Here is a 26,850-nt window from a genome sequence, read left to right as displayed (position 1 = left end):
TTTACTTGTTTCACCTTATTATCACTTTAACTTCACCGAGACCCACACCCCTTACTAACACCTCGTCGCCGATTTGTAAAAAACGAGGGTTTTCTTTTTTTAAGAGTAATTTGAGTTTTGTAAAACGACTCAAATTCAATAAATCAAACAGCCTCGCCAACGCTTTCGGTGTCGAAAGTGCGACTCCGCCTGGAGTTCCCGTGATTACGATATCTCCTTTTTTTAATTTGGCATCAGGATATTTATTTTGTATAAAACGTAACATCTCCTTTGGTGTGTAGATCATATTGACTGTATTTTCACTTTGGCGAAGATTTCCATTCACATAGGTTTCCAGTTTGATATCGGGTAAGCTGTTTGTTAGATGGACATTTGGAATCCACATCTTTTTAGAGATCGGTAAAAAGCCTTTGAAACTTTTAGAAACTCCCCAGTATTCTGCTTTATTCCTTTTTCCCTCACCAAACACGGCAAGGGACCTCGCAGAAAGATCGTTGGCAATAAAATAACCAAGCTGAGGTGCAAATTCAGGTTTTTCTAAATCTGCCTTTTCGATATCCTTTAAGATGACAAATGCTAATTCCACTTCGTAGTCAAGCAAAGGCAAAAGGTTTAAATTTGTTAAAGACTCGTTCTCCTTTAATTCTGGTTCAAAGGCCATAATGGCATCATAAAGAATCTTACCTTCTGGGAGAACGACACCCTCTGCATTTTGATTTAAGGATTGAATTTCTTTTTTGAAAATGGGTGGAGGAATGGCTGGATCAAAAGAGGCAGCTGTTTCAATGATGTGTTTCGAATAAACCAACCCCATTCCATAAATATGGGACGGTTTCGCAACAAAAGATTCAAACCTACCTTCGGAAAGACTTAGCGCTTTAAATGTTGCGGGAGCAGGTTTATGAGTCAATGGTCGGAAAAGATAAATCGTAAAAAGTAGAATGGGCAACAAAATTAGAATCGATAACGTTAACATTTTTATTTTTCCTTTTCTGATTTTTTCAACTTGAGATGTTCTCGAAAGCTTCGGATCCAAAATCGAATGCGTCACTTCTAAAAACTCAGATCTTACTTGATTGTCGTCCAAAACATTTTTTATCTTCCACGCCACATGACCATCTGGCCGCAAAAGTAACGCTCCGTCCGTTCCAATGTCGATGGTAAGTCTCGCAGTTTCCGAGAGTTCGGGAATGGTCTGTATTTCGAAATTCATTTGCATCCCATCTTCGCTTTTGAGAGACTCCCAAAATTTCAAGTGAACCGAATTTTTAAAAACCAAGAGTGTAAATTGAGTTGGTGAAAGCAGAGAGTGACTCGAAATTTTTTTATTCTCGTCTAACCAGAAATGAGGAAACCTGGCACCGATAGCAGTTGAGGCACGATAGATGGACACCGATGATTCTGGATGGATATCCGATGAAGGCTGAGACGACTGGTAGCGATAGCCGAGATCGAGACCAATCCGATCAAAATGTCCGATTTGATTGGCAATCGCTCTGGCTGCCTTCAGCATATTTTTTGGATTGAGTTTGTTTTTTACGAGTTTTGCGGTGGCGTCTTTTCGAATGGCTTCATCAAAATTTGAAATCCAGTCTTTGGGAAGCCACCTAACAATTCTTCCATGAAGAAATCGATCCATCATTTTACCGAGGAAAGGACTGAGTCCCAATGATTTCGGTATCTCTAGTATTTTCTTCCAATTTTTTAAGCTCTGTTTACAGTTCTCTTTCAAAATGGGCATTCTTTCTGCTTCATATGTCTCCAGCAAAGACTCCTTCCCTTCTCCTTTCAAAACCGAGGCAATTTTCCAAGATAGGTTTTGTGCATCTCCAATTCCAGAATTCATTCCGAGTCCTCCAGTAGGTGGAAATCGATGTGCAGCATCTCCAATCAGAAAGATATTTCCTTTTCTAAATCGATCTGCAATTTGTGCAGACATACGCCAGTTGCTGATGGATTCGATCTTAAATTTGAAATCGTCTTTTAGACCCATGGCGATTCTCATTTTTTTCTGAAAGTATTCTTCATCAAAGGATTCTATCTTTTGAGAGCGTGTTTCTACAGCATGGTGATAGACCCATCTTTTTTTTGGATGGTGTGCAATGAATACACCGGGCGCCTGCGGATTGAAAATCCAATATAACTTTGCCTTGGTTTTGACAATGGATGTCATGTCGTTAGTAAAATAGGCATTCACCACATCTTGGATTCTTTCCGGCCCAGACATATTGATTCCCAAGTGAGCACGAGCATCGGATCTTGCTCCGTCTGCGCAAATTAAGTACTTGCTCTTAATTTCTAACGTATCGCCCGTTTTGCGATCTAAAATTTCGGAATGCACATTTCCATCTTTTTCTAGAGCCGAAATCCATTGATGTTCTAGTAAAATGGTTGTTAAACTTATTTTTGATAGATACTTTCGAAGTACCCTCTCTAGTTCTGTTTGTGAGAGATTCAAAAAAGGAGTTTGGGACTCTAGATGAAAGTTATACTTTTTTCTGATCTCCTCCTTGTTTAGGTCTATCCTACCGATTTCATCATTGATTGTGTTGCAAAATAAAATCCGAGAGGCAGTTTCCGAATCAGAAGCTTCCTTTATCAAATCCTCAACAGGAATACCCAAGGTTCTAAGGATTTCCAAGGATCTTGCGCTAAGTTCATGTGCTTTGGGATGGCTCTGGATCTCTCCCCTCCTTTCTATGAGAATATTTTTGATCCCAAGCTTCGATAAATAAATCGCAGCAATCATTCCCGCGGGACCCGCTCCGCTGATTAAAACTTGTGTCTCGTGCTTGGATTGATTCGATTCTCTTGTAGAAATTTTATCTTTGAGAAATGGATCAATTTTACGTTTTAGAAGCCAGAAGTTAAAAAGTAAAAATAGAGATAGGAGAGTGAATACCAAAATGTTTTCATTGATTGCTCCGATACTCGTATGAATTTTTGCATCAAATATATCTCCCCCAAAAAAATCACTCAGTAGTGTACTTGTCCAAAAAGCTAGAGCATTTAGGAATTGAAGGTAAATCACGGTATAAAGATTTCCAGTATCAGCAGTCGTTTTTCGCCATATCAAAATTAAACTATAGATTCCTAACGATCCCCAAAGAGCGATGCACCACATCAGATGAAAGCGAGCATGTCCTACCCATTCAGGATTCAATAAGTGCGAACTGTTTGTATCCCTGAGGATGGGACCAAAAAATTCAAAAGCCCCAAGTGTTAATAAAATTTGTGATATACGAATCTTTTTTTTTAACTCTATATTCATTTTCTCTCCGTGAAGCACAAGGCTTCGATCATCCTTCTAGGATAGCAGAGAGAAAGGTGTCCATCGACTCACCTTGGAAGGATGGACGAAAAAAAATGCATTAAGCTCGCAAGGCTAAGCGATACTCTGTTGGAGTTTTACCGGTAGCGGCTTTAAATGCTTTATTGAATGCAGCCTTTGATTGGAAGCCAGCAAGTAGGCCAACATTCAATACATTCTGATTTTGAAATTCTGGTTTTGCCAATAGCAAGCAAGCTTCTTCGATACGATAGGAATTGATGAACTGAAAGAAATTTTGGCCGAGCTCGGCATTGATGGACATGGAAAGGTGATGGGCAGGAATTCCAGTTCTGTCGGAAAGATCTTTTAGGGAGATGCTTTCTTCTAAATACGGTTTCCTTTCTGACATTTCCTGTTTGATTTTGACAATGATACTTTTTCTTTCATCAAGCGCTAGACTCTGTTTGCTGTATTTGCTATCTGACTTTTTTATTAGTAAATCCTTTGGAAGAGACTTTAGATTTTCTTCGAGATATTGTAGGGTTATCACATCAGGTTTTTTGATTAGGTAATATAGGATCAGATAGATCATTCCTAAATTGATGAAACTTTCAATCGGTGTTAAAGGCGGGATGACTAGTTGACCTGTAAAAAATAAAATACTCAAACTAAAATAAGCGCAAATATTGAGAAGATTGATTCCGATCAATGATTTGAGCCAGAGCAATCGTCCCTTTACATTTTGAGAAAACTCATTTTCCAATTCTTTCTGATAAAGAAAAATATATCTCATTGATATAATACAAAAGTAGGAGATATACGCCATGATCGAGATCAGGATCATCGTAGTATAAAATCCAACAACATGTTCTTGTTTGCTGATAGCGTTTATATCCCGGAATTCTGGATACAGTTGATGGAGCGAAAGAAAAACTAGAAATGAAAGCAACGAAGGAAGCGAATACCGAAACAATTCCGTTTTAGATGCATCCCTCTTAAACAAAATGGCACGAGTATAAAAGAATAGTAAAGGACCAATGAGGTAAGCAGAAGGAAATACAAAGAATGGCGCGTAAATGGCTAAGTTAGATTTTGTTACAACCAGAAGTCGCAGCAAAAAGACAGCTGATCCGATCAGGAGCGTAAAACCTAGATATACATTTGTTTTGTAATTTGATGGTATCGAAAAAAGAATGCATGCGAGAAAAATAGAAACCCCAAAACTGATTAGGGCTATGGAAGCAGAAACAAGCTCATAAAAGGGAAGTGTTGAGGTTTCCAACATTTGCACTTTAGTTCACAGCAAGCCTTTCAAAAACAAATCCTAATTCGAGAGGTGCCTTCAAAAATTTCCTTTTGCTTGGGAGTGGTTTTCTAACCAAAACATCTACTTCTGTCTTGACAAGATTTGGCTTTCTTTTGAACCTGGGCTTAGTATGTTAAACCTGGCCATTGTCTAGACCGCCAAAACGGTGAACTTGTTTTGGATTACCCGCCTAAATTTTATTAGGAGGCGGCTATCTACGCATAGGCGGTCTCTTCCCTCTCATCCACTGTTTTGGTCTCCTTTTTTTGTTTTGCCGCAAAAACTGGGTATGTCACGAGAACACGATCTATCTAAAAACCAAAAATTCGCTAAGAAAAAACGTTTCGATGATGAAGACGAAACCTTCTCATACGCAACTAACGAATCTAAGTCTTTCCGTTTTCGCTCCGATACGACTGAGTTTCGATGTGTTGAATGTAAACAGATGATTTTCCCACCAGGGTATGGAACCGAACAGAGAAACCATTGTCCTAACTGTTTGACAAGTCTGCATATTGACTCCTCTCCGGGAGACCGGTCCGCCGAGTGCGGCAGTAAAATGGAGGCCATTTCGATCTGGGTTCGGAAGGGAGAATGGGTGATATTGCACCGTTGTAAGGGATGTGGTGTGATCCATGCCAATCGAATTGGGCCTGATGACAATGAAGCCTTGCTCGTGTCTCTTGCTGCCCAAGCAATGGCCAAGCCAAGTTTCCGATTGTTTGAAGAAAAGTCCGGTGGAGAAAACACCGGATATTTTTATAGTTGACTATATTTTTAATGTTTGCAATATTATATTTATCAACTATACGGATAGGGTTAACGCTATGAGAAAGGACCAAATTCAAATTCTAGCGGGGAAATTTTTAAAAATAAGCTTTTTTGCCTTTTATGGATTCCATGTTTCGCCAATTTCTGCTGAAACAAGTGAAAGTATGGCGAGCGCGGAAGTGAGAAAGCAATTGCAAAAAATGGTGGAGGATCGTGAGGCTCCTGGTCTTCAATACCAGTTTTCTTCGGCAGAAGATCCTATACTTTCCTTTGAAGCAGGCAAAGCAGATATTTTAAATACAACATTCGTATCTGCTAATACTAGTTTCCTTGGTTTTTCAGTCACCAAAACGTTTACTGCGCTTGCAATCCTACAACTTGCAAAAGAGAAAAAACTTTCTCTGGATGATCCGCTAAGTAAATACCTAGATTACCTTCCCTATGAAAAATCGCCCAGCATAAGACAGACACTAAATCACACTGGAGGTTTTTCAAATCCCATCCCACTTTCCTGGAGTCATCTAGAGGAGGAACATTCCCGTTTCTCCAAATCAGAATTCATCTACAAAATTCTGAAGGAGAATAATAAATTGCAATCTGAACCAGGCGAGAAATTTAAATACTCCAACCTTGGATTTCTTTTGCTTGGTGAAGTCATTGAAAGGGTAAGTGGACTAAGCTACCAAGAATACATTCAAAAGAATATCATCTCCAAACTCTCTCTGAAAGAAGGTGAATTGCTTGGATTTGAATCTTTAGAACCTCCCTTTAGTGCCATAGGATATATCAAAAGGTTTAGCATTCTGAATGCGGCATTAGGATGGTTCATCGATCGTGATCAGTTCATTTCAGGAAGTCAGGAAGGCTGGAGTGCTTTTCGTAAATATTATATAAATGGCGATGGTTACGGTGGTATAGTCGGAAACGCAAAAGGCTTTTCGAAATATTTACAATCTTTCATAAAATCAAATGGAGTCTTCTCTGAATATGCGCCCGAATTATTTGGTCCTATCACAAATCAAAAAAAGTTTCCTGTGAATTTGGGATGGTACAGAGGTGAGCTGAATGGCACGACCTTCTTCGCACATGCTGGAGGTGGAGGTGGTTTCTATTGTGAAATCCGGGTGTATCCAAGCCTTTCCAAAACCAGCGTCCTTATGACTAACAGAACCGGTGTTAGTGACGAGCGACTTCTGGATGAAATTGATCTTCCGTTCATAAAAGCATATCCAGAAAAAAGGAACAAAACAATAGAATGATATTATTTTTTACGTCGGCTGGGAAGAGGAAGTATGGATTGAAGAACTTTCTTATAATAGCCGGAAAGACTTGTAGAAGGTTCGTGTAAAATTAAAACGGGAAGACCAAAAAAAACAGAAGCTAACGTCATAAGCAAGGTATCAACCGATGTTGTTTTGGGTAACTCTCCAGAGAGTATGGCCTCTCGAATGTTTTCTTTTAAGATAGGACCCAGGCCTTGGTCGCTAAAGCTATCAATGTTCGGTTCATTACCAAAAACAATTCGTTTTTCTGCCGCTGTGAGAGGTGCGATTTCTTTGGCCGATTTGATCGTATTAGTCCTTGCTTGGTATGCAATAATTTCCATTAACAAATTTGCATTCTTGGAAGCATAATCGCCAGTATATTGAAATAATTCATATATTCGAGTCAGGCCTGGTCGTAAATCTTTCATGTGTAACTGAACGTCAACACCCCATAATCCGATATAGTATAAAAAAAGATGCTCCTTCTTAGGAAAATAATTATAAAAGGATGGTTCTGAGATTTCTGCGCGTCTACATAAATCTTTGATTCGAATGTCTTCGTAACTGACAGTCCGCAGTTCATCTACGAATGCCTTAAGGACACCGTATCTTGCTCTGGCAAATTTAATTTCTCTTACGGAATGACTCTCTAGATTAACCGCTGCATATTTTTTAAACAGTTCCACGAAACACTTATGTTAGATATAATTTTAGTGTAAACTCTATAAATTTTATTTGACTTGATGATACAAAGATTTATCATGCAATTTATAAATCGAGGAAATCAATCCCATGAATGCATTAATTTAACAGAAAGAGAATTTATATCCAACTAACTAATCCATAAACTCTCTTTCTAACCTACATTTTGTTAACTAAAAATTCAAAATAAAGAGAGCTTTTATGAAATTAAATCATTTAAAATTCAATCGTGTTGATTTTTCTTATTCTCCTACTGAAGATAATCTTTTAAATTCTTTAGAGATGCATTTTGCTCCTGGTTGGACCGGAATCATTGGCCCAAATGGCATTGGAAAATCGACCATTGCAAAACTCGCAACAGGATTCCTTTCTCCTACAAAAGGTCAAATCACTGGCCTCACTCCTACGAATGCCTTCTATTGTACACAGGAAAATGATCAGATACCTGACGATGCGGAAGAATTCTTATACTGCGCAGACTCAAAATCAGGTGAGTTATGTTCTTTACTAAAAATAGAAAACAATTGGCTTGATATATGGGATCATTTGAGTTATGGAGAGAAAAAAAGACTGCAAGTGGGGATTGCACTTTGGAAGGAACATGATATTTTAGTGTTAGATGAACCTACGAATCATTTGGATTTGTTTGCAAAAAATCTACTCCTTCATTCTTTAAAATATCATAAGGGAATCGGAATATTAATAAGTCATGATAGAGATTTTCTAAATGCACTTTGCTCCGCATGTATCTTTATGAAAACGGGTTCTGTATCCTATCGAATTGGCAATTATGATTCTGCTATCATACAGGAAGAATTGGAAGAGACCAGAAAAGCGAAAGATTATGATATCAAACGGAAGAAATATAAAACGGCATCGGAAAATACAAAACAACTTGCAGAAAAAATGAATAAACATAAAGATCATTTATCAAAAAGACATATCGATAAACATGATCACGATAAGAAGGCAAAAATTGATTTAGCGCGCATTAGTGGAAAAGATAAAATAGGAGCCCGAAAATTAAAACAGCTGCAATTGAAAACAGAACGTATAAAGCTAGAAACTGATCGTTATTATTTTCAAAAACAAAAAATCGGGGGATTTCAATTTCAGGGCGAAAAGCTTCTCCGTGATACAATTCTTTTGGCACCAGCACAAACTTTTTTCTTAAATACAAACCGTTCGCTAAATCTTCCAGATCTCATTTTAACTCCAGACGACAAAATCGGGATAACGGGTGATAATGGGGCTGGGAAAACTAGCTTAGTTCTAAAACTCTATAAACAATTAAGCCTCTCCCATCACCAAATTCTGTATATCCCTCAAGAAACTCATTCACAGGATTGGAATCAAGTGGAGTCAAAAATCCAACTTTTATCGAGTAAGAAACGCGGTGAACTTTTTTCGATTGTGGATAGACTAGGCTCCGATCCGAATAGGATCTTTCATTCTCACTCTCCAAGCTCGGGAGAGAAACGCAAACTTATGTTCGGTCTCGGCCTGTTAGAAAATCCATCTATTATCATCATGGATGAACCCACTAATCATTTGGATTTACCTTCGATTCATTGTTTAGAGAAAGCATTAAACGAATTTGAAGGTTGTCTTTTGGTTGTTAGTCATGATTCATCTTTCGTCCAGAATACGACGAAAACGCGCTGGCACATTGAGATGACAGACGGCATCTCCGAATTAGTACAAAGATAAGATTTATTTAGGTTCTGGATATTGTTTACAATTGGGGAAGTATCATTCTATAATTGTATACGTATTGAAAAACATATACTATAGATCGAGTCGACTCGGCTTATCTCTTTTTGCTATACTTAGGAGGTAAAAATGGGAGATTAGATATGTATAAAAATCTAGCGAAAATCATACGTGAAGCATCGTCGGTGTATGCAAATGAACCTGCATTCGGAATCAAAAGAACAGGTAAAGTTTTTGAAACAAGATCTTTTCAAGAAACGTATGAAATGGCAACAAATCTTGGCTACGCGCTCCTTAATTTGGGAATTCAACCAGGAGAAAGAATCGCAATCATTGCTGACAATCGATATGAGTGGATACTTGCCGACCTTGCAATCATGATGGTCGGCGCTTGTGATGTACCGAGAGGTGCAGATGTGTCCGATTTTGATATTACCTACATACTCAATCATGCAGAAGTAAAAACTATATTTGTTGAAAATAGAAAAGTACTAGAACTAGTTCAAAAGAATCAGGCAAATTTACCGCTTTTAGAAAAAATCATTTTACTCGAAAGTTCAAATGCTCTTCCTAATCATTGTTTTAACCTCTATGATCTAATCGAAAAGGGAAAAGAATATAGAAAGCTAAGACCAAATGAAATGGATGAAAAAATAAACTCCATCCAAGAAAACGATCTCTTCACAATTATTTATACATCTGGAACTACGGGTCAACCCAAAGGAGTGATGTTAACCCATAAAAATATCGTATCCCAATTAGAATTTATGCCGATTGCAATTTCGCCCGCCGACAGAGTGGTTTCTATTTTACCAATTTGGCACATATTTGAACGGGTATTCGAAATGATCGCACTATCGAAAGGATGTTGCACGTATTATTCAAGCATTCGCACATTAAAGGATGATCTTAAAATTGTGAAACCAACATTCATGGCATCTGCGCCTAGATTATGGGAAAGTATTTATGCAGGTATACTCGCCAATCTTGAGAAAGCTTCTTTATCCAAACGAATTTTGTTTAATACTGCATATTTTTTTGCGGAACAGTTCCACGGAAGTTTACAATCGATTCGCAGAAAAACGTTAAGACTAAAGCGTGAAAATTTATCTATCCAACTGGTTCAGGGATTCTTCGATATCCTAATATGCTTATTCTCTGCCTTTCCTTTTTTCCTACTGGATCGACTAATATTAAAAAAAGTTAGAGATGTAACAGGAGGAAAATTACGAGGATCTGTTTCTGGTGGAGGTGCATTGCCATATCACGTGGATCTTTTTTTTAATCATATTGGGATCCCTGTTTTGGAAGGTTATGGGATGACAGAGACCAGTCCTGTGATTGCGGTTCGAACGTTGGACGATTTAGTGATAGGAACCGTTGGCCCCATCTTTAAAGGGACAGAGATTAGGATCGTTTCTCTAGAAACACAAAAAGTAATCTATCCGGGAAAAAACGGCTACGCAAAAAAAGGAGAAATTCATGTACGCGGCCCTCAAGTGATGAAAGGGTACTATAACGATGAGGTGGCAACTAAGAAAATAATAAATGATGGATGGTTAAATACAGGGGACTTGGGGATTATGACCTTTAATCACTGTTTAAAAATCGTTGGTCGTTCCAAGGAAACAATTGTTTTATTAAGTGGAGAGAATGTCGAGCCTACACCTATTGAAAGTAAGCTTGTCCAATCACCTTTAATCGATTCTGTCATCGTAGTTGGACAAGATCAAAAATTTTTGTCCGCACTCATCGTACCAAATACGGAAATGTTTTTAGAATATGGAAAGGACTTACCTACAATTGCAGCTCATCCAAAAACAAAAGAGATTTTACTTCAAGAAGTAAAAAAACTCATCAGTGCACAAACAGGATTCAAATCTTTCGAAAGAGTGATTGAAATTAGAATTTTACCTAAAGCCTTTGAATTAGGAGATGAATTGACTCCCAAACTTTCCGTGAAGAGAAATGTCGTTCAGAATAAGTACAAAGAAATCATTGACGATATTTACAAATCAAATTGATATTATAAATTTTATCGCTTCGTAATCTTAAAGATAATTTTATTTCCATTCAACGCCAAAAATGTGGATACCCAATATGCAAATTTTTGAATCTTCAGTGCTCATATTCGGTGCGTTGTTTGGTTTGCTTTGGGCTATGCACATTTTTGTCTCTTGGACAAAAGTGAAAACAATGGCTTGGATTCTTTTGATAGCTTCCATTTGGTTGCTATCAGGAGCCTATTTTTTTTCAATGACTCATTTAGTTTATCCCTATTTTTATGCATTACATTTTCCGTTTGTATTTTTATGCGGGCCGCTCTTTCTCCACTACTATAGGTTAGTTGTAAGGGAGGTAGACTCAAAATTTTTTAATTTCCACTTAATTCCGTCTTGTTTGGCATTATTTGTCATATTGCCTTACCTTCTAATGGATTTAGATTCTAAAATTAAATTTCTGGAAGGATTTAGAACGGGTAAAATGAGTTTTTATCACGTTTTAATCATGAGTTTGAATGTGGGAGTTAAAGTGTCTATTTTGAGCTACTTAACGCCTATTATTTTTCTGAATCTACCATTACTTAAAAGATCAAATGAAATTTCTAGAGAATCTAAAGGGATCTTCATATTTATAATTATATTAATTTATATTGATTTGTTGATTGGGCTGATTGGATTTTTCATTAAATCTTTCTTTCTTGTAAAACTGAGTGCTTTACTTTTACCTCTAAACTTGTTTATTTTCTTTATTTTATCTTCTAGATATCCAGAAATCGTTATTGGACTGCAAAAGGAGTTAAAAAGAAATCGGTATGAAAATTCAAAAATTAAAAATTTAGATGTAAATTTCATCCTCGAAAAATTAGAAGAGATTTTTAAATCTGAGAGAGCGTTTGCAGATGAAGATATTTCTTTGCCTAAAGTGGCGGAAGAACTCAAAATATCTCCTCACCAGTTATCTCAAATTCTAAATGAAAAATTGAATCAAACCTTTCCGCAATATGTGAATTCATACCGAGTGAACGAAGCTAAAAAGCTGATGGTAGAAGACTCGAATAGATCAATCCTATCGATTGCATTTGCCGTCGGATTCAATTCAAAGGCATCCTTCAATCGTTCCTTCAAAAATATATCTGGTTTCACTCCACAAGAATTTCGAAAGTCCACTCAAAAGTAAGTCTACACATTACTGAAACATTTCCGGGTATTTTGAATGGAAGGTCAGTTTATTTTTAATGTAGACTGTATAGTTACCGTCCTCTGGATTAAAAATAAGTTTACAAGGCTCAGTCTTTTTCTTCTTGTCCATACTTTCCGTGCAACTACCCTCAATTTTAATTTTGAGCAAATCGTATGGATTTACTTTAGGCATTAAAACGATTTTGGGAGGAGGAGAAAGGATCAATGAAAAAATTGCCATTGGTTGATAAAGGATGATCGATTTTTGAGTTTTCGATTTGGTTTCAAGATTGAAACTATCTCCACTGGGTTTGATGGTAAAGGAATCGTTTTCATCACCTTGCACAGACTTGAACAACATAGGCTTCTTTACTGTCTCCACAGCCTTCTCATGCTTCAATTTACGATTACTGATCAACGCTGAATTTTCTATCGGAAGGAAAGAAATTTCGGTGATGCATAAATCATTGTATTTTGATCCTTTCTTTATTTCAGGAAAATATAAAGTGATGGTACTTCCTGAAATAGGAGCAAAAGAATAGGATTCTACGTTGAGAGTATCTTTTAGGATTAAGTCCCGCTTCTCACCTAACTCTGATTTTAGCGACACTTTACTCGGTCTAGAATTTAACTGAAATAGTTTCGGATCAAAAAATCCATTTGCAATTTGAATTTGAGAAATTGTAGTTTTTTTATCTAAAATGATTTCTATATTGTCTTCGTTAGTCCAATCTTTGCCAGAAATACACCAAGGGGAAAGGGTCTTATCAACAAGATGTTCCAGCGAAAATCTTGACCTTTCATCCTCTAATTCCCGAGTGCTATTGCTAATAGAAATATCAATGATTGACTGTCCATCAACGCTCCATACAAAAATCAAACTTAATCCGAGAAAGAGTCTACTGCATTTATCCATTTGGTCCTTCCTTTTTTTAGATGGGAAATTTTAAAACATTTTTTGTGCCAAGATCATTTTCTATTACATAGGAGCCATTCAGCTGCTCAGCTAACATTTTCACCAGAGTCAGACCAAATCCCGGAGATTGATTGGCTTTTGTTCTTTCATCTAAACCAACCCCATTATCTCTAATGATCAGGATTGCCAGATTTTCAAGTCTTTTTAGATCGATAGAAATTTTGCCTTGGAAATTCGCTTCGAATGCATATTTAAATATATTCGTGACAAGTTCATTGATGATAATTCCGATTGGAAGTACCTTTTTTGAATTTAGATTAAAATCATCTATGTTTTTGTGAATTTCAATATTTTTGCTTTCAGGAAAAACCGATACCAAGGAATCGATCAAACTATCCACATAATTCTTAATTGATATTTCCACAAAATCCTTGTTAATCAATAATTTTTCATATAATATGCGCGTACTCTGAATTCTTGTAATCGATTCTTGCAATATCTTTTTGGCCTCTTCATTTTCTATTGTCTGTGCTTGCAAGGAGAGTAAGCTCTCAATCGATGCGATATTGTTTTTTATGCGATGATGGACTTCTTTCAGAAGAGTACGTTTCTCAGAAAGCTGTCTTTTAATTTGTTCCTCAGCCTGTTTTCGTTCTGAAATATCCTGGCAGGTTCCCACGGCTAGGATTGGTTTGTTTTCCATGTCTTTAACAATGCGCCAACGCTCCTCAACATGTTTTATTTTTCCTGAGGAAGTAATCACTCTGTGGTCTATATAATTATAGTCTTCTGTGCTAAAGGAATTTTTAAATGCTTCGTCAACTTGAACCCGATCTTCCGGGTGTACAAAATCTAAAAATGCTTGGTGTGATGCTTGAAAGGTTTGGGAATTTAATTCAAAAATATGATATGTTTCTTCTGACCAGATTACTTTTAAATTTGATAAATCTGTTTGCCAACTTCCAACTTTGGTTGCTGTTTGTGCCTCAATCAATCTTGATTCATTAACTTCTGCTTTTTCTTTTGCGGCAATTAATTCAAATTCGGCAATTTTGCGTGAAGTGATATCGCGGGTAATTTCAAGGGAACCTATAATTTTATTTCCCAAGGAAACGGGAAATAGGAAAATTTCATAATAACGAACATGCGTATCTGAATATTTCCATTCAAATTCTTCACTATGCTTTTCTCCCTTCAGAATATTCTGTAAAACATTTTGCCAATATTTTTTATTTTCTAGAGGCAACAATTCTAAAGTATTTAATCCTTTATGAGCTTCTCTATGAAAGAGTTTGAGTGTAATGTCTCTAAAAGAATCATTAAAAAATTCGATTTCGTTTTTATCATTTCGAGCGACAATCGTATCATCAATTGAAAGCAGTAATGCATTGATATAACTTTGGCTTTCTTCGGCTTTTTCCTTGGATTTGAGTAATTCCCTCTTTGCCTCATAGAGCTTGAAAGCCATTTTGATGGAGGCATCAAGAACAACAGGGCCAGAATTTTTAACTACATACCCATAAGAGGTAATCTTTTCTGTTTTCTCAACCAATTCGGGATCCGTGTGAGAAGATAAAAATACAACAGGAATGTCTTTTATTTTTAATATTATTTCGGCAGCCTCTGTTCCGTCGATTCCAGATCCGAGATCAATGTCCATAAGGATGAGATCAAAGTGAAATGTGTTGTTTAGTATCGTCTCAATGGCGGTCTCCCCGTTTAAAACGTGTTTCACTGCATATCCGAACTTTTCTAATTCCCTTTTTTCTTGCAGGGCTATGACCGCATTATCTTCAACAAGTAGGATTGTTTTTTGATCAGTTAGAATCATCCTAGTTTACGTTTCATCTGACACTCTCCGGAACAGATTTTCAGTATCCAATGTGGTTATATGTACAAGCAAGAATAATAACTAAAATAGTACGAAAACACCTGATTTTAAAAAATTATCGAACGTTTCGAACCAAAAATAGCCCTCGATTTGGATTTGCAGGATTTGTAATCCCACTAACCGTACCATTGGTGTTACTAAAAGAATACATCGTCTTACTTGCATCAAACGCAATAGAAGTACGATCACCGAGATTTCCACCTAACGAGTCACCTTGCATGCCTTGGATCTTTAACCATACCTGATTGCCAGAGGTATCATACTTTGCAATGAACATATCTTTTGTGCCACCTAAAACAATCCCATTGATATTTCCGTCAGTGATGCCAGTAAAATATAACATATCTTCTGCGGATTCATATTCGACAGAAAGGATGGAGGTAAAACCGCCAGAAACTCCGATTCGGCGAGTCCATTGTTTTGTTCCCGAATTGTCAAATTTAGTAACAAAGCCATCAGTTGATCCAATGGATGGAATAGAATCAAATGTTGATGGATTACTCACATACCCGGACAAATAGGACTCTCCGGCTGTTGTGGTCGTCGCCCCAAAAGCAAAGGACGAGTAAGCTCCCGTGGGTATGAAGGTACAATTGATATAACCTAAACTTGAATTGAACCGGAAGAGGGCTGGCCTCCAATTTACGGTATCATCACCACAGCGAGTGGAAGTCCTTGTGGCAATCGACGCATAGATATTTCCCGATGAATCTTTCGATAATCCCATGGCATCAGTTCCTCTTGCCGGAGAAGTAGAACCTGGAATGATTTGACCGGAAATCCTAGCACCCGTATTCGGATTGAATTCTTGGATGATGGCCGATTGGTCGGAGGAAGAAGAACCAGTCATCCCATCAATACTACCAGCAACAACAGTTCCTGCCACAACTACATTACCGCTATTGGCGATCACAATCCCGCTATAGTAATGCAATACCGATGGAGAAGAGCTTGTTGTCCAAAGGACATTTCCATTCGCATCATATTTAATGATATAACCAGCAGTAAACGGCCAATTATTTGCAACTGTGATATTGATCCCGTTAAAATTTCCTATACCCGCTCCCCCTGTGAGGTAGATATTGCCAGAGCTGTCTGTCACCAAACCTTCCACAGATGTATTCACGGCACCACTCGTCCCGAACAATCTCGTCCAAATTCGATTGCCATTCAAGTCATACTTGCTAAGATACCCAGAGGAATTGCTACCTGTACTGGGTCTCGTTTGCCCGTCCAAGTTTGTACTTGTAACGCCCGCTATATAAAGGCAGTTGCAAGTGGCATCATACTTCATGCTATTGGTACCCGCTGTCGTATCACCCCCACTAACACCGTTTATAACGGTCCATACTTTATCTCCGCTTGCCAATACCTGAAGTTGAAAGGTTGCAGATTTCGATCCAGCCGAATTCGTTGCCGTGATGGTGAAGGTTGTGGACGGATAGCCTGAGGTCAAATAGGCGGTATCTGGTGTTCCCGAAATGGAACCGTCCGCCGTGTTAAAAGTCAATCCATTGGGTAAGGAGGGACTGAGACTCCAGCTATCGGCCGTTCCCGTAACAGAGGGAACATAGTTTACAGAAACACCAGGGATCATTCTAAATTGAGGGCTGGAAAATCCCAAGGATTGCGGAGCAGAGGATTCCGAAGAGGATGATGAGGATGAATTGGCAGTCGCATCCGATTCATTTGCGTTACTTGCGCCCGAAGATGCTGCGGGATTTTGGGTTAACATGAGAAAGGGTAAAAAATTTGAATTGATAGCTGCCGGATTTACCTTCAGTACTTCGGACCAAAATGGATTATAATAACAAAACTCATGCAGGAGCATGGCACATATGATGGCAATTTTGTGACCAAACTTGTAAATTTTTTTCCGCATTTGATCAAATAGCAAACGGAACCTAATTATTTTCAATAACTTTCATTTTGAAATGAGTTTTGTTGTTCCTCATGATTCGTTTTTTGGCTCATAATAAAGAATCACTGCACCTCCCTCAAATACTTTCGTCTGGACGAGTTTCAAAAGAGTCCTTACTTCAAGGCCTGCAAATAAGGGCATACTATTTTTGGTAGCAACTGGAAAAATACAAAGTTGGAATTCATCAATCAATCTGAGGTTCATCAGTTGTAAAATTAAACTTCGGCTGCCCACGAATATATCTTTTCCTGGTTGGGCTTTCAGTTCTAATACTGTCTCTTGTAAATCTTTGCTCGCTATACTTGCACTTTTCCAATCGACACTTCGCAAGGTATGGGAAAAAACAATCTTCGGAATTTTGTCAATTGCGATCGCAAAATCATTCATCGATTTTTCTTCAGAAGGATTTTCCAAAAAAGTCCGCCAATACTCCATGAGTTGGTATGTTATTCTGCCATACAAAATGCTACCACCTTCGCTAAGTAATTCTCTGTAGTGGTTGTGTATGTCGGGGTCGGGTAAGCCTGCTGTATGATCACATGAGCCATCTAGCGTCATATTGATTGCTGCAACTACTCTTCTCATCTGATGATAACCTCGCAAAAATGCCGAATTTGCGTATGGATCGGCGTCAAAGGTGTAGAATCTAGTTTTAACTCAGCTTGTCAAGTGATCGAACCATCCTACAAGCGACGAAAGAAAGGCGAGCATTTGAAATATAGATTGCTTCTAGGACGAAAGTATCGTATGAATGGAAGGCACATTTTCTTATGGAAAAAGAAATCACAGACCCTAGAAGCATCCAGAAGCTCATTGATTCCCTTTATAAACTGACTCCTGTATTTATGGAAGTGGACGGAGAGGACATACCTGTCAAAATCATTGAAAACAAAATCAATTCAGTGATCGTGCGAAGTCCGCGCGTAAATGCAAATACAACCGAAAGACGCCTCACCATGAAGAGTAAGGAAAATCTCTTTCTAGCAACGTTTACGGAAGTCAATGTTGATGAATTTGGTAATTCGATATTAAAACCTTCGAGCATTTTTATCAGAGATATATTAGCGGTCAAAGAAAGTAATCAGTTTACAGTTTCAAATATTATCAGTCAAACAGATATTTTTAAATCATTAACAGACGATCGTATCGGACTCATTATAAAAAATGCACCTAAGGTAAACTTCATGTTCGACTTTTTTGAAGTTTATGTCAATGAAAGACAGAATAGTCGGATGCGACTTCTAAATGCACACAATAAACCTGTATTCATTCCTAATTATGAAAAACCTGAGCTAGTAAAACCAGATTTTATTCCCCTGAAGGAATACCTTCCGATAGCAAAATCAAATCCAAACTTCGAAAAATATAAATCAGAGATCTGTCTACCGATAAAGTATAAAAATTTTCTAATGATCGGATACGTGCACGCGATGCATACGACGAGACTGGATTTAAATTCATTTAACACGTTCAAGTTGATCGTGTCTTCCATTGTAAAGGAAGTTCATTCCTCTGGTATCTTTGAAGAATCTCGAGAAATCTGTACAGTTGAAGAGGTAACGCCTAATTCTATTCGTTTTTTACATGCACCTACTCGTTTGGCGACACGTATCTTTTCTATGAAAGCTATTTTGATTTTTGATATCGTCAACAAGGAAGGGCGTAAAAAATTTTTTCGTGGTACTGTCAGTTCGATCAAACCAATGAACAAAGAATTTTTAATCGGCTGTGATTTTATGATCAGCTCTCCCGAAGAAGGAGAAGCGATTGCTGATTTTTTAAAGAAGTAATTTCTACTTCGCTCTTACCTTTCGCAAGAGTTTGACCGCATATTTTAATCAACCCGACGAATGTACAATTCTTTTTCAACTCGTGCCACAACCGTTCCGTCAAAATCGATCACTTCAGCAGTATATGTCCTTGTCGTTTTTTTATTCTGGGCCACAATTTTTTTCACCTCTTGAAGTTCCGATTCTGGAATGTGAAAAATCGCTTTCACAGTACCTCTGCCTGGTTTGAGAAATTCGATCCTTGCACTTTTGTCCCAGACGATATACCCATTTCCGAGATGATTCATGAGAATGAACATGAAAAACGGATCGCACATAGAATACAAGGAACCACCAAAATGGGTTCCTACATAATTTGTATTTCCCAACACTAAAGGCATTTGCACTTCATATGTATGGGCATCTAATAACTTTGGTATGATATTCGCGCCGCGATACGGACCAAACATTTTGAATGCTTCATCCATACCGAATGTCTCTCGAAGGAAAGTCCAGAGCGAGTGAACCGAATATTCTATTTTTCTTGATTTCATTTTTTAACCAGTTTTATGATAGATAGACAAAAAATAATCTTATTTTGAGAACCATTTCTTCGATTTACGTTTCTTAAGTAACATTCCCGAATAAGATTGAAGAAGGAAGGTATCTGCTACATAAGATTTATATAATATTTCGTATTCTGCTTCATCAAAATAAATCTCTCGGGGAAAATTACCAAAATTTAAATACACTTGGATCTTTGAGTCTTCCCACTCTCTCTCGTAAGCAAGAAGGTCTTTCTCTTCTTTCCATTTATCGATCAAGCCGATACTTCCTTCGCGAAGAGTACGCTCCTTGTTCCTGATCCTAAGTAAACTCTTGTAATGATTTAAGATGGAGCTGGGATTCTTAGATTCGATTTCTACATTTCGATTTTTTGTATCAGAGGATAAGGGAAGCCATGGTTTAGAGCTAGTGAAACCGTTGTTTGCTGAATCATCCCAACTCATGGGTGTTCGACAATTATCACGATTCAAATAAATTCCTAGGAATTTAGATAACCAGTCAGGTACCCAACGATTTTGCCTGGCTATCGGATCAAGTCCCTCTTGATTCGAAATGTTTCCTTCAAGAAGGCCTATTTCTTCACCATAGTAGATGATGGGTATCCCTCGTGCGGTTAACTGAAAAAAAGCAAGGAGCTTTGCTTTTTCAAGGTGACCGTCGATTTTACTGATGCTTCTTTTTTGGTCATGATTTCCAAAGACATACGTTGGCAAAAAGGGAGCCGGAAATTCGATTTCATTATTCAATAGTATCCGTCGAAAAAAATCTGCCCTAAACTTAAACTCAATCAATTCAAATTGAAATACAAGATTCAATCCATCTACCTTTTCACCAAGAAAACCTTTTAATGTTTTGTCATCTCCGCTGACTTCACCTATGAGAAATGGTTTGTGTCGGTACTTCTCGACCAAGGAGCGAACTTCTTTCGCGAGCTTAAAATTTTCAGGCAAATTTAATGTATATTTTTTTTCCTGAAAATACGCCTCATCGTTATTATCTGGTGTAGGCAAATAACGAATGCTAAATGGATTATCTTTAAAACTTTCATCCTTATATATGCTATTAAAAATATCTAAGCGAAACCCATCCACACCCTTATCCATCCAAAATCGCATAACATTAAACATCTCTTCTTTAACTTTTGGGTTTCGATAATTTAAATCCGGTTGAAACGATAGAAAATTTGAATAATAGTACTCTTTGGTTTTTTCATCATAGTTCCATCCAGGTTTTCCCACCATGGAAATCCAATTATTGGGTGGCGCGCCATTCTTTCCTTTTTTCCAAATATAATAATCTCGTTTTGGATTTGTGGTTGAAGATCGAGATTCTTGAAACCAAGCATGCTCATCCGAAGTGTGATTCAAAACCATATCAAAAACTATTTTCATCTTTCGGTTATGGACGGCCTTAATTAGGGCGAAGGCTTCTTTTACAGTTCCAAAGATAGGGTCCATATGATAATAGTCAGCAATATCATATCCAAAGTCTTTCTGCGGGCTTACGTACATGGGCGAAATCCAAATCGTCTCAATGCCCAGGTCCTTTAGATAGTCCAGTCTCGAGATAATGCCTTTGATATCTCCAATCCCATCGCCATTGGAGTCTTGGTAGGATCTGGGATAAATCTGATAGATCGTTGTTTGTTTCCACCACTGTTTCATTTCATCTTCCTGATTCTTCAAAGTCTCATCAAGATCGTACTGTTGTCGTTACTTTTCCTTGAGAAGAAGGAATTCAGGTTCGCATTTTCCGGTCAAAATTCTCTTTCGAAAGGCATCCTCCAAAATCTAATCATACGGCTTGCTTCAAAATGGAATCTGAAAAATAAAGGTAAGAGCAATCTTATTTTAGGATATGAATCCATGAAAAATCTACCAATCCATTTGATTCTTGTTACGTTTTTATTTGTTTTTCCATTGCAGACCAGTTTTGGGGACGCCACCAAGTTGGAACAATTCACACCTAATTTAGCTAAGTGGGAAAGTTTTTCTTCAAAGCCATTTGTCAATTCTGCTAATCGAGCTCATGATCCAGATGGGGTGAGTTGGATCTCAAAAAATGCTTGGGACGCAGCAAAATGGGATGGATCCATTTACGATCCTTCGAAAATGACGAAAGCTCAATTTACAACTGCCATTTGCCCGGGTGGAGATACGATCCGTGGCATTAGAGAACTTTTTTACAAACACAAACCTTTTGCTGACAATAAGAATCCCACCAAAGCAGAAGTAGACGAATGGCATAGATTGGCGATCAACCATTTGCGTTCGCTAGTTGGTTACACAGATCCTGATCGTTTTGTTCAAAAAGATCATTGTTTGTTTCAGAGAGCACTTTGGGGTGATGAGAGGAAGTTTACAACCAAGTGGGATGTTACTTATCCGGGAAAGTTAGGTTCGGCGGCTGGACCGTGTCAGGGTTCGAAAAATGCCCACTGTGGTGCCAGTTTCCTTCCGAGTCCAAAAGACCAAGCCCCCTACTTACCCGAAAATTACCCAGCTTGTTCGGCAGGTCAAGGCTCGGAAGGAGTTTTTAGTGCACCTAAATCAAATATCCCCTGGTCTATCAAATGGTCACGAGCCTTCTGTTCGGCTCTGGCTACGGAAGGATTCTGGGGTGGGCATGTTGGTCCATGGTTTCACCGCGAAAAATTCGGATTTAGTTTTTGGGATAGCGATCCTAAAAATAATAATAGCAATGCCATCCTTCGCGCAAAATGGTCCGGGAAACTCCAACCTAACATGTATAAAAAGCCGTAATCGAGAATTTGCCGGTGTTAAATTTCACTCCCACCAATTCTTTTTTCACTTTGAAGTGGAGTTTAAGTCTAATATCCCGATGCGGTCGTTGTACAAGCTTCCCATATATATGAATCCATTTTTTTCAATGGCACTTGTGATCTCTTTCAATTTATTTCCACCTGGATCTTGCCAGCTTGCAACGGGAACACCATTTTCGTTAAGTTTCAATACGTAACCATAAGGCTCTGGTTTCGGCCATAAGAACTTTGGCAATTTGCTTGTCATTGATTTCAAAAAAGGGGAAGGGTGCATTTTGTCCATGCGGTCATTTCGTACGGTAAACAAGGCAACATAAAATTCACCCTTAGTGTTCGTTGTAATGTTGTCGGGAAAACCCGGTAGATTATCTATAAAAACCTCTCTTGTCCCTTTTTTATTTCCTTTCAGCCAATACCGGGAGATCCTATACCGATACGTTTCATTCACAAGTAAATAGTCTTCATTTTTGGAGAGGGCAATCCCATTGGCAAAATATAGATTTTCTAATAACAGTTCTGTAGTTTTTGTTTTAGGATCATAAACAAACACCCGCCCATGAGGTCTCGCTTCGAGTAAGTCAAACAAATACTCTCTTTGTTCATAGATGCTAGCATCTGAAAAATAAATTTTTCCCTCTTTGGAAATGTCCAAATCATCTGTAAATTTGAATGGGACACCTTTGAATTCTGAAACCAAGACGGTAAGCTTCCCGTCTGGAGATAATGAGAGTAGACCTTTGTACGCATCGGCAATGATCAAATTTTTTTGTGAATCAAATTGGATTCCTAGGGGTCTTCCGCCTGTATTTGTTATCTTCTCAACAACACCAGAAGGAGAAACTTTGATTATGTTTCCGTCTTTGTCTCCGCCATAAAGGAATCCATTTTCATCTAAATCCAAAGATTCGAGTCCGTTTACCTTTCCTTCTGCTAAAATCTTAGCCGATTGCAGATGGGAATTCTCTGCATAGACCCCGAGTTTCTCTGGTTTTGTAGGAGGTTCATAGGAAACAGGATCTAATGATTTACATTTGAGTAAGACCAAGAGACAGATTAATTTAAGTGATGTGGAGATTTTTGTATTCATTATCCCGATTCCTTCTATGGTCCAATATCGTAAACTTCCCAAAGACCATCAATCCATCTTTTTTCGTTAGTTTCCCACTTTTTCTCCACATTTTAAATAAGTGATTCAATCAATGCAGAAATACATATTCACGAATTAGTTGCGAAAAAATGCACCATGAGTAATCTTCGAATCGTGACAAAGTTAAAAAAAATGAATCGCTATGGATTTTTCATTTTACTTTCCCTTTTAAATTCATGTATTCTTTTTACGATGGACGATCGTCCTAGCGAAGACTTTTCGTCAGGTGGCCCAAACATAAAAAAAATCAAATCCATTCGTATCGAGATTGAAGAATATAAGCCTGGCTTTAGATTCGATGTTTCCTTTTTAGCCTTTCTCCCTCTAGTTCTCGAAGCACCGAACGAAGACTATTCTCCGTTTGATGATCTCGATTTACCGAGAATTCCCATAGATCAATCGCTCAGATTGAAATTGAAACATACTTTGCTTGCCCAATCGCCGAATGCTCATATTTACTTAGAACGAGAAATGGATACTACGAAAGCCGAGACTCTCCTTCGCATCAAGATAGAACGTGCTAATTGTACGCGAGTTATGAAGATGTATGCTGTTAGTATCGCTGGATTTATTTTCCATTTATTCGGGCTTCCCATTTTCCAAGACAGCTGTTCTGTGTCGGTTGCAACTCTGACAAAAAATCAAAACGCTTCCGAAGAGAAACGTTCCACTCAGGATGCTTCTTTTCGGATCACGCGTGGCGTTTATTACAACACGGAACCTGAAATCTCAAAGGTCATGTATGATCGGATGTTGAATGCGATTGTTACAAAAATCGCCGCCGACATTATGTGACATAATTCAATACGCGAACTTGCCTCCAAGCCCTGCCCGTTCAACGCCAATTTCCGATTTCTCCCTTGACTTACAACGGCGTACCAAAATCCTTTTCAAAAGACTCTTTTTTCCTGCGATCATATATATAAATTAGGTGTTTCATGAAACGTACATACCAACCAAGCAACGTAAAGCGCATTAGAACTCACGGTTTTAGAACAAGAATGGCCTCCGCTGGCGGAAGAAATGTTCTCACCAACCGTAGAAAGAAAGGTCGCCATAAATTGACAGTTTCCGACGAAAAACTCGGGAGAAAGTTCTAGGAGAGCGCCCTTCGGAGACTCTTTGCGATCAATCGAGGATCCAGGAACTCTTTCGTAACGCACGAAAAACAGGAAAAAAGCCCCTTCTCGTCCTTTTTCGGAAGAATGGTTTGGGTGTTTCTTGTTTTTTATTCTGTCCAGACAAGTCGCATAAACGATCTGTAGACCGAAACAAAACGAAACGGATCCTTAGAGAACTGGTTCGTAACCATGAGACCCTCATTCCGAAGGGTTTTGACATTGCGATCCTTTCACATATTGATTTTTCCAAAATAGTCCCCGAGGAGAGAAAAAATATGTTTTTGACTCTCTTTGCGAATACCACATGAATCGGATTGCCCTCCTCCTCATTTTTCTGTACAAGAAACTGATTTCTCCTTTATTACCGCCTGCTTGTCGTTTTACGCCGAGCTGCTCTGAATATGCGGCAGAGGCATTTCGAAACTTCCCTTTTTTTACAGCTCTCAAACTGAGCACACTCAGGATTTCTCGCTGCCAACCATTTCACGAAGGTGGCTACGATCCTGTTCCGATTCCGAATCATAAGAGTTAACACATGCAAGAAGATAGTACAAACAGACAAGGTAGATTATTTTTAGCTTTATTTATAAGCTTAGCAATTTGGATGGGAATCAATTACCTATTCCCACCACCAAAGCCACCTGAAAAACCAAAGACTGTGGTAACGACAGATCCGAGTAAGGATCCTACAAAACCAGATATCAGTAAGGTAACAAATCCGACTGAGTCCGCGCTCGAAAAAATCAAAAACGATTTTGCCAAGACCCTAACCCCTGTTAAAAAAGACGATATTAAAACGTTCTCAATTAAGACAGATTCTTTTTTGGTTAAATTCTCAAGTCTCGGTGGACGCATCACCGAATACTACATTCGCAATCACAAAGAGCCGGATGGCAGCGAATTTCTCATTGCAAAAGACCCGAAGTTTAAAATCAATTTTGATGGAACTGAGGAGTATGCAGTCGAGCTTTCTCGTTTCGAAGGATTTGACTTCAATCTTATCTCCGATAAGGAAACCATTCCCTATTCCCCTTACAATAATGTAAACTTTGCTACCTCTTTTGATGAGGCGACAAAAACGATTGTTTTTGAAGCTCCTTCACCTGACGGAAAATACACGATCCAGAAAAAATTTCAATTTTTCCCATCAGAAAATTATTTTAAATTTCATCTGAAAGTGAAAAACCAGACCAAAGAAACAATCACTCTTGCTTCTGGCGCTTCGGAGATGTATCTACGCTCTTTCGGTTCCCTTGGACCTATTTTGAAAAAGAGAGAGGATTTTAATGATCGTGATGTAGCACATTACTTTCGTTACTATTATTTAGATGGTTCCTTTAAGGATCATGTGGATGGTGCTTCCGCCCAAGGGTTTCTCGACAGCGTTGGATCCTGGTTTGGAGCCTCTAGTGAATCTAAGGATGAACGATTTGAGGTCAAAAAAGGAATCAATGAGAAGGTTGACTTTGTTGGAACAGGAAGCAGATATTTTATCGGGGTTCTCGATCCATTAGCTGACCAACCAACAGGTGTATTGCTAGACAATCGCAAAGGAAATGAAACAGGCGTTCTCATTTCTTACGATAATTGGAAGCTAGCACCTGGGGAAGAAGTAAAACTTGATTATGCAGCCTACGTTGGCGTGCGGGAACTCGATGGAACGGCTTTCCGTGATAGCAAACTAGATCCGAAAGTGACTCCCGCTTCTCCTTTCGCTGGCCTCAGCGAATCCTTGGATAAATCTTTCAACCAAGGGATCACAACTCCCCTTCGGAATGGCATTGTTTGGATCTTGAAGAAAATTTACCTGGTGATCCCGAGCTATGGCTGGGCGATCATTATTTTTGCCATTCTATTCAAACTCGCATTTTACCCGCTAAACAAAAAACAAGCGGAGTCGATGAAGAAGATGCAAGAGCTCTCTCCTCAAATCAAAGCGCTCAATGAAAAGTATGCAGACGATCCTAAACTCAAACAAGAAAAAACAATAGAACTTTATAAGAAAAACGGCACGAACCCTATGTCGGGTTGTTTGCCGATGCTGGTACAGATTCCGATCTTTATCGCGCTCTATACTGCTTTCTCTGATACGGCAGATTTATGGCATTCACCTTTCCTTTGGATTAAAGATCTTTCGGAACCTGATACAGTTTTTACGACGCCAAAGCTTGCTCTCATCGGAGTATTATCCATCAACATCTTACCGCTGATCATGGTTGGAACACAAATCATTCAATCTCGTATGACGACTGTATCTACGGATCCAAACCAGAAGATGATGATGTATATGATGCCGTTTATCATGCTCTATTTCTTTTGGTCAATGCCTGCCGGTGTGACTATGTATTGGACCATGCAAAACATTCTCTCTATCGCACAACAAGCGTATACGAACAAGTTTGGAGACTCGAAAGGTAAAGACGGAGCTGCAAATAATGCAAATGCAATCTCTGGCAAAAGTTCACCTACTCCTCAAAATCAAAGGGGTTCTCGAAATAACTCCAAGAAGAAAAAGAATTAAAATTT

21 protein-coding genes and 1 pseudogene are annotated in these 26,850 nt (G+C 38.3%); 12 read left to right on the top strand and 10 right to left on the bottom strand.

Going from position 1 to position 26,850, the window contains the following annotated elements; all coding sequences use genetic code 11:
* Positions 1–10: 10 nt before the first annotated feature.
* Together EHQ58_RS17415 and EHQ58_RS17410 are read right to left on the bottom strand one after the other, a co-directional pair.
* Positions 11–3,271: an FAD-dependent monooxygenase gene (locus tag EHQ58_RS17415; protein WP_135625275.1), complete on the bottom strand. Its 3,261-nt coding sequence runs from the start codon at positions 3,269–3,271 to the stop codon at positions 11–13.
* 100 nt (positions 3,272–3,371) lie between these two features.
* Positions 3,372–4,556 carry a helix-turn-helix domain-containing protein gene (locus tag EHQ58_RS17410; protein WP_135625274.1) on the bottom strand — a complete coding sequence of 395 codons (1,185 nt, stop codon included), beginning with the start codon at positions 4,554–4,556 and terminating at the stop codon, positions 3,372–3,374.
* Positions 4,557–4,866: 310 nt separating this feature from the next.
* On the opposite strand from EHQ58_RS17410, the pseudogene EHQ58_RS17405 reads away from it, so the two are divergent.
* Both EHQ58_RS17405 and EHQ58_RS17400 read left to right on the top strand, forming a co-directional pair.
* Positions 4,867–5,332: pseudogene (locus EHQ58_RS17405) on the top strand (RNHCP domain-containing protein); the annotation flags it as partial.
* Between the two features lie 72 nt (positions 5,333–5,404).
* Entirely contained in the window at positions 5,405–6,607 is a 1,203-nt protein-coding gene (locus EHQ58_RS17400; RefSeq protein ID WP_167883674.1) for a serine hydrolase domain-containing protein, read from the top strand.
* A gap of 2 nt (positions 6,608–6,609) precedes the next feature.
* On the opposite strand, the gene EHQ58_RS17395 is transcribed toward EHQ58_RS17400, so the two are convergent.
* Positions 6,610–7,299, bottom strand: a complete 690-nt coding sequence (locus EHQ58_RS17395) for a TetR/AcrR family transcriptional regulator (protein WP_135625268.1) — start codon at positions 7,297–7,299, stop codon at positions 6,610–6,612.
* Positions 7,300–7,516: 217 nt separating this feature from the next.
* Between EHQ58_RS17395 and EHQ58_RS17390 the strand changes: the two genes are divergently transcribed.
* The 3 genes from EHQ58_RS17390 to EHQ58_RS17380 all read left to right on the top strand — a co-directional run bounded on the left by EHQ58_RS17390 (position 7,517) and on the right by EHQ58_RS17380 (position 12,208).
* Complete coding sequence (locus EHQ58_RS17390) at positions 7,517–9,025, top strand: ATP-binding cassette domain-containing protein (protein WP_135625267.1); 1,509 nt, start codon at positions 7,517–7,519, stop codon at positions 9,023–9,025.
* 146 nt (positions 9,026–9,171) lie between these two features.
* Positions 9,172–11,052: an AMP-dependent synthetase/ligase gene (locus EHQ58_RS17385; protein ID WP_135625266.1), complete on the top strand. Its 1,881-nt coding sequence runs from the start codon at positions 9,172–9,174 to the stop codon at positions 11,050–11,052.
* Between the two features lie 76 nt (positions 11,053–11,128).
* Entirely contained in the window at positions 11,129–12,208 is a 1,080-nt protein-coding gene (locus EHQ58_RS17380; RefSeq protein WP_167883673.1) for a helix-turn-helix domain-containing protein, read from the top strand.
* Between the two features lie 9 nt (positions 12,209–12,217).
* Here the strand turns inward: EHQ58_RS17380 and EHQ58_RS17375 are convergent, their stop codons facing one another.
* The 4 genes from EHQ58_RS17375 to EHQ58_RS17360 all read right to left on the bottom strand — a co-directional run bounded on the left by EHQ58_RS17375 (position 12,218) and on the right by EHQ58_RS17360 (position 17,523).
* Positions 12,218–13,126, bottom strand: coding sequence for an NADase-type glycan-binding domain-containing protein (locus EHQ58_RS17375; RefSeq protein WP_135625262.1), 909 nt, complete (start codon positions 13,124–13,126; stop codon positions 12,218–12,220).
* 16 nt (positions 13,127–13,142) lie between these two features.
* Positions 13,143–14,957, bottom strand: a complete 1,815-nt coding sequence (locus EHQ58_RS17370) for a histidine kinase dimerization/phosphoacceptor domain -containing protein (RefSeq protein ID WP_135625260.1) — start codon at positions 14,955–14,957, stop codon at positions 13,143–13,145.
* A 115-nt stretch (positions 14,958–15,072) separates the two neighbouring features.
* Positions 15,073–16,899 (bottom strand): putative Ig domain-containing protein, encoded by a 1,827-nt coding sequence (locus tag EHQ58_RS17365; RefSeq protein ID WP_135625258.1) that lies wholly within the window; start codon positions 16,897–16,899, stop codon positions 15,073–15,075.
* A gap of 69 nt (positions 16,900–16,968) precedes the next feature.
* Positions 16,969–17,523: a dihydrofolate reductase family protein gene (locus EHQ58_RS17360; protein ID WP_135625256.1), complete on the bottom strand. Its 555-nt coding sequence runs from the start codon at positions 17,521–17,523 to the stop codon at positions 16,969–16,971.
* Positions 17,524–17,708: 185 nt separating this feature from the next.
* Between EHQ58_RS17360 and EHQ58_RS17355 the strand changes: the two genes are divergently transcribed.
* Positions 17,709–18,728, top strand: a complete 1,020-nt coding sequence (locus EHQ58_RS17355) for a hypothetical protein (protein ID WP_135625254.1) — start codon at positions 17,709–17,711, stop codon at positions 18,726–18,728.
* Positions 18,729–18,772: 44 nt separating this feature from the next.
* Here the strand turns inward: EHQ58_RS17355 and EHQ58_RS17350 are convergent, their stop codons facing one another.
* A complete protein-coding gene (locus EHQ58_RS17350; RefSeq protein WP_135625252.1) occupies positions 18,773–19,261 on the bottom strand; it encodes a YiiD C-terminal domain-containing protein in 489 nt (162 codons plus the stop codon).
* A gap of 39 nt (positions 19,262–19,300) precedes the next feature.
* Positions 19,301–20,938 carry an alpha-glucosidase gene (locus tag EHQ58_RS17345; RefSeq protein ID WP_135625250.1) on the bottom strand — a complete coding sequence of 546 codons (1,638 nt, stop codon included), beginning with the start codon at positions 20,936–20,938 and terminating at the stop codon, positions 19,301–19,303.
* Positions 20,939–21,139: 201 nt separating this feature from the next.
* Here EHQ58_RS17345 and EHQ58_RS17340 point away from each other — a divergent pair, with 201 nt between their 5' ends.
* On the top strand, positions 21,140–22,036 hold the full coding sequence (locus tag EHQ58_RS17340) for a hypothetical protein (protein ID WP_246047422.1): 897 nt from the start codon (positions 21,140–21,142) through the stop codon (positions 22,034–22,036).
* 45 nt (positions 22,037–22,081) lie between these two features.
* Here the strand turns inward: EHQ58_RS17340 and EHQ58_RS17335 are convergent, their stop codons facing one another.
* Positions 22,082–23,143, bottom strand: coding sequence for an SMP-30/gluconolactonase/LRE family protein (locus EHQ58_RS17335; protein ID WP_135625248.1), 1,062 nt, complete (start codon positions 23,141–23,143; stop codon positions 22,082–22,084).
* A 156-nt stretch (positions 23,144–23,299) separates the two neighbouring features.
* On the opposite strand from EHQ58_RS17335, the gene EHQ58_RS17330 reads away from it, so the two are divergent.
* The 5 genes from EHQ58_RS17330 to yidC all read left to right on the top strand — a co-directional run bounded on the left by EHQ58_RS17330 (position 23,300) and on the right by yidC (position 26,845).
* A complete protein-coding gene (locus EHQ58_RS17330) occupies positions 23,300–23,998 on the top strand; it encodes a hypothetical protein (protein ID WP_135625247.1) in 699 nt (232 codons plus the stop codon).
* 143 nt (positions 23,999–24,141) lie between these two features.
* Positions 24,142–24,303: a 50S ribosomal protein L34 gene (rpmH, locus tag EHQ58_RS17325; RefSeq protein ID WP_135625245.1), complete on the top strand. Its 162-nt coding sequence runs from the start codon at positions 24,142–24,144 to the stop codon at positions 24,301–24,303.
* Positions 24,264–24,632, top strand: a complete 369-nt coding sequence (gene rnpA / locus EHQ58_RS17320) for a ribonuclease P protein component (RefSeq protein ID WP_135625481.1) — start codon at positions 24,264–24,266, stop codon at positions 24,630–24,632. Before rpmH ends, rnpA begins: the two co-directional genes overlap by 40 nt.
* Entirely contained in the window at positions 24,629–24,856 is a 228-nt protein-coding gene (gene yidD / locus EHQ58_RS17315; protein ID WP_135625243.1) for a membrane protein insertion efficiency factor YidD, read from the top strand. The genes rnpA and yidD overlap by 4 nt, the downstream gene beginning before the upstream one ends.
* 3 nt (positions 24,857–24,859) lie before the next feature.
* Positions 24,860–26,845 carry a membrane protein insertase YidC gene (gene yidC, locus EHQ58_RS17310; protein ID WP_246047421.1) on the top strand — a complete coding sequence of 662 codons (1,986 nt, stop codon included), beginning with the start codon at positions 24,860–24,862 and terminating at the stop codon, positions 26,843–26,845.
* Positions 26,846–26,850: the final 5 nt, after the last annotated feature.

It is taken from the genome of Leptospira ognonensis, assembly GCF_004770745.1.
GTDB lineage: Bacteria > Spirochaetota > Leptospiria > Leptospirales > Leptospiraceae > Leptospira_A > Leptospira_A ognonensis.
This window is presented reverse-complemented; position numbering and strand designations above follow the sequence as displayed.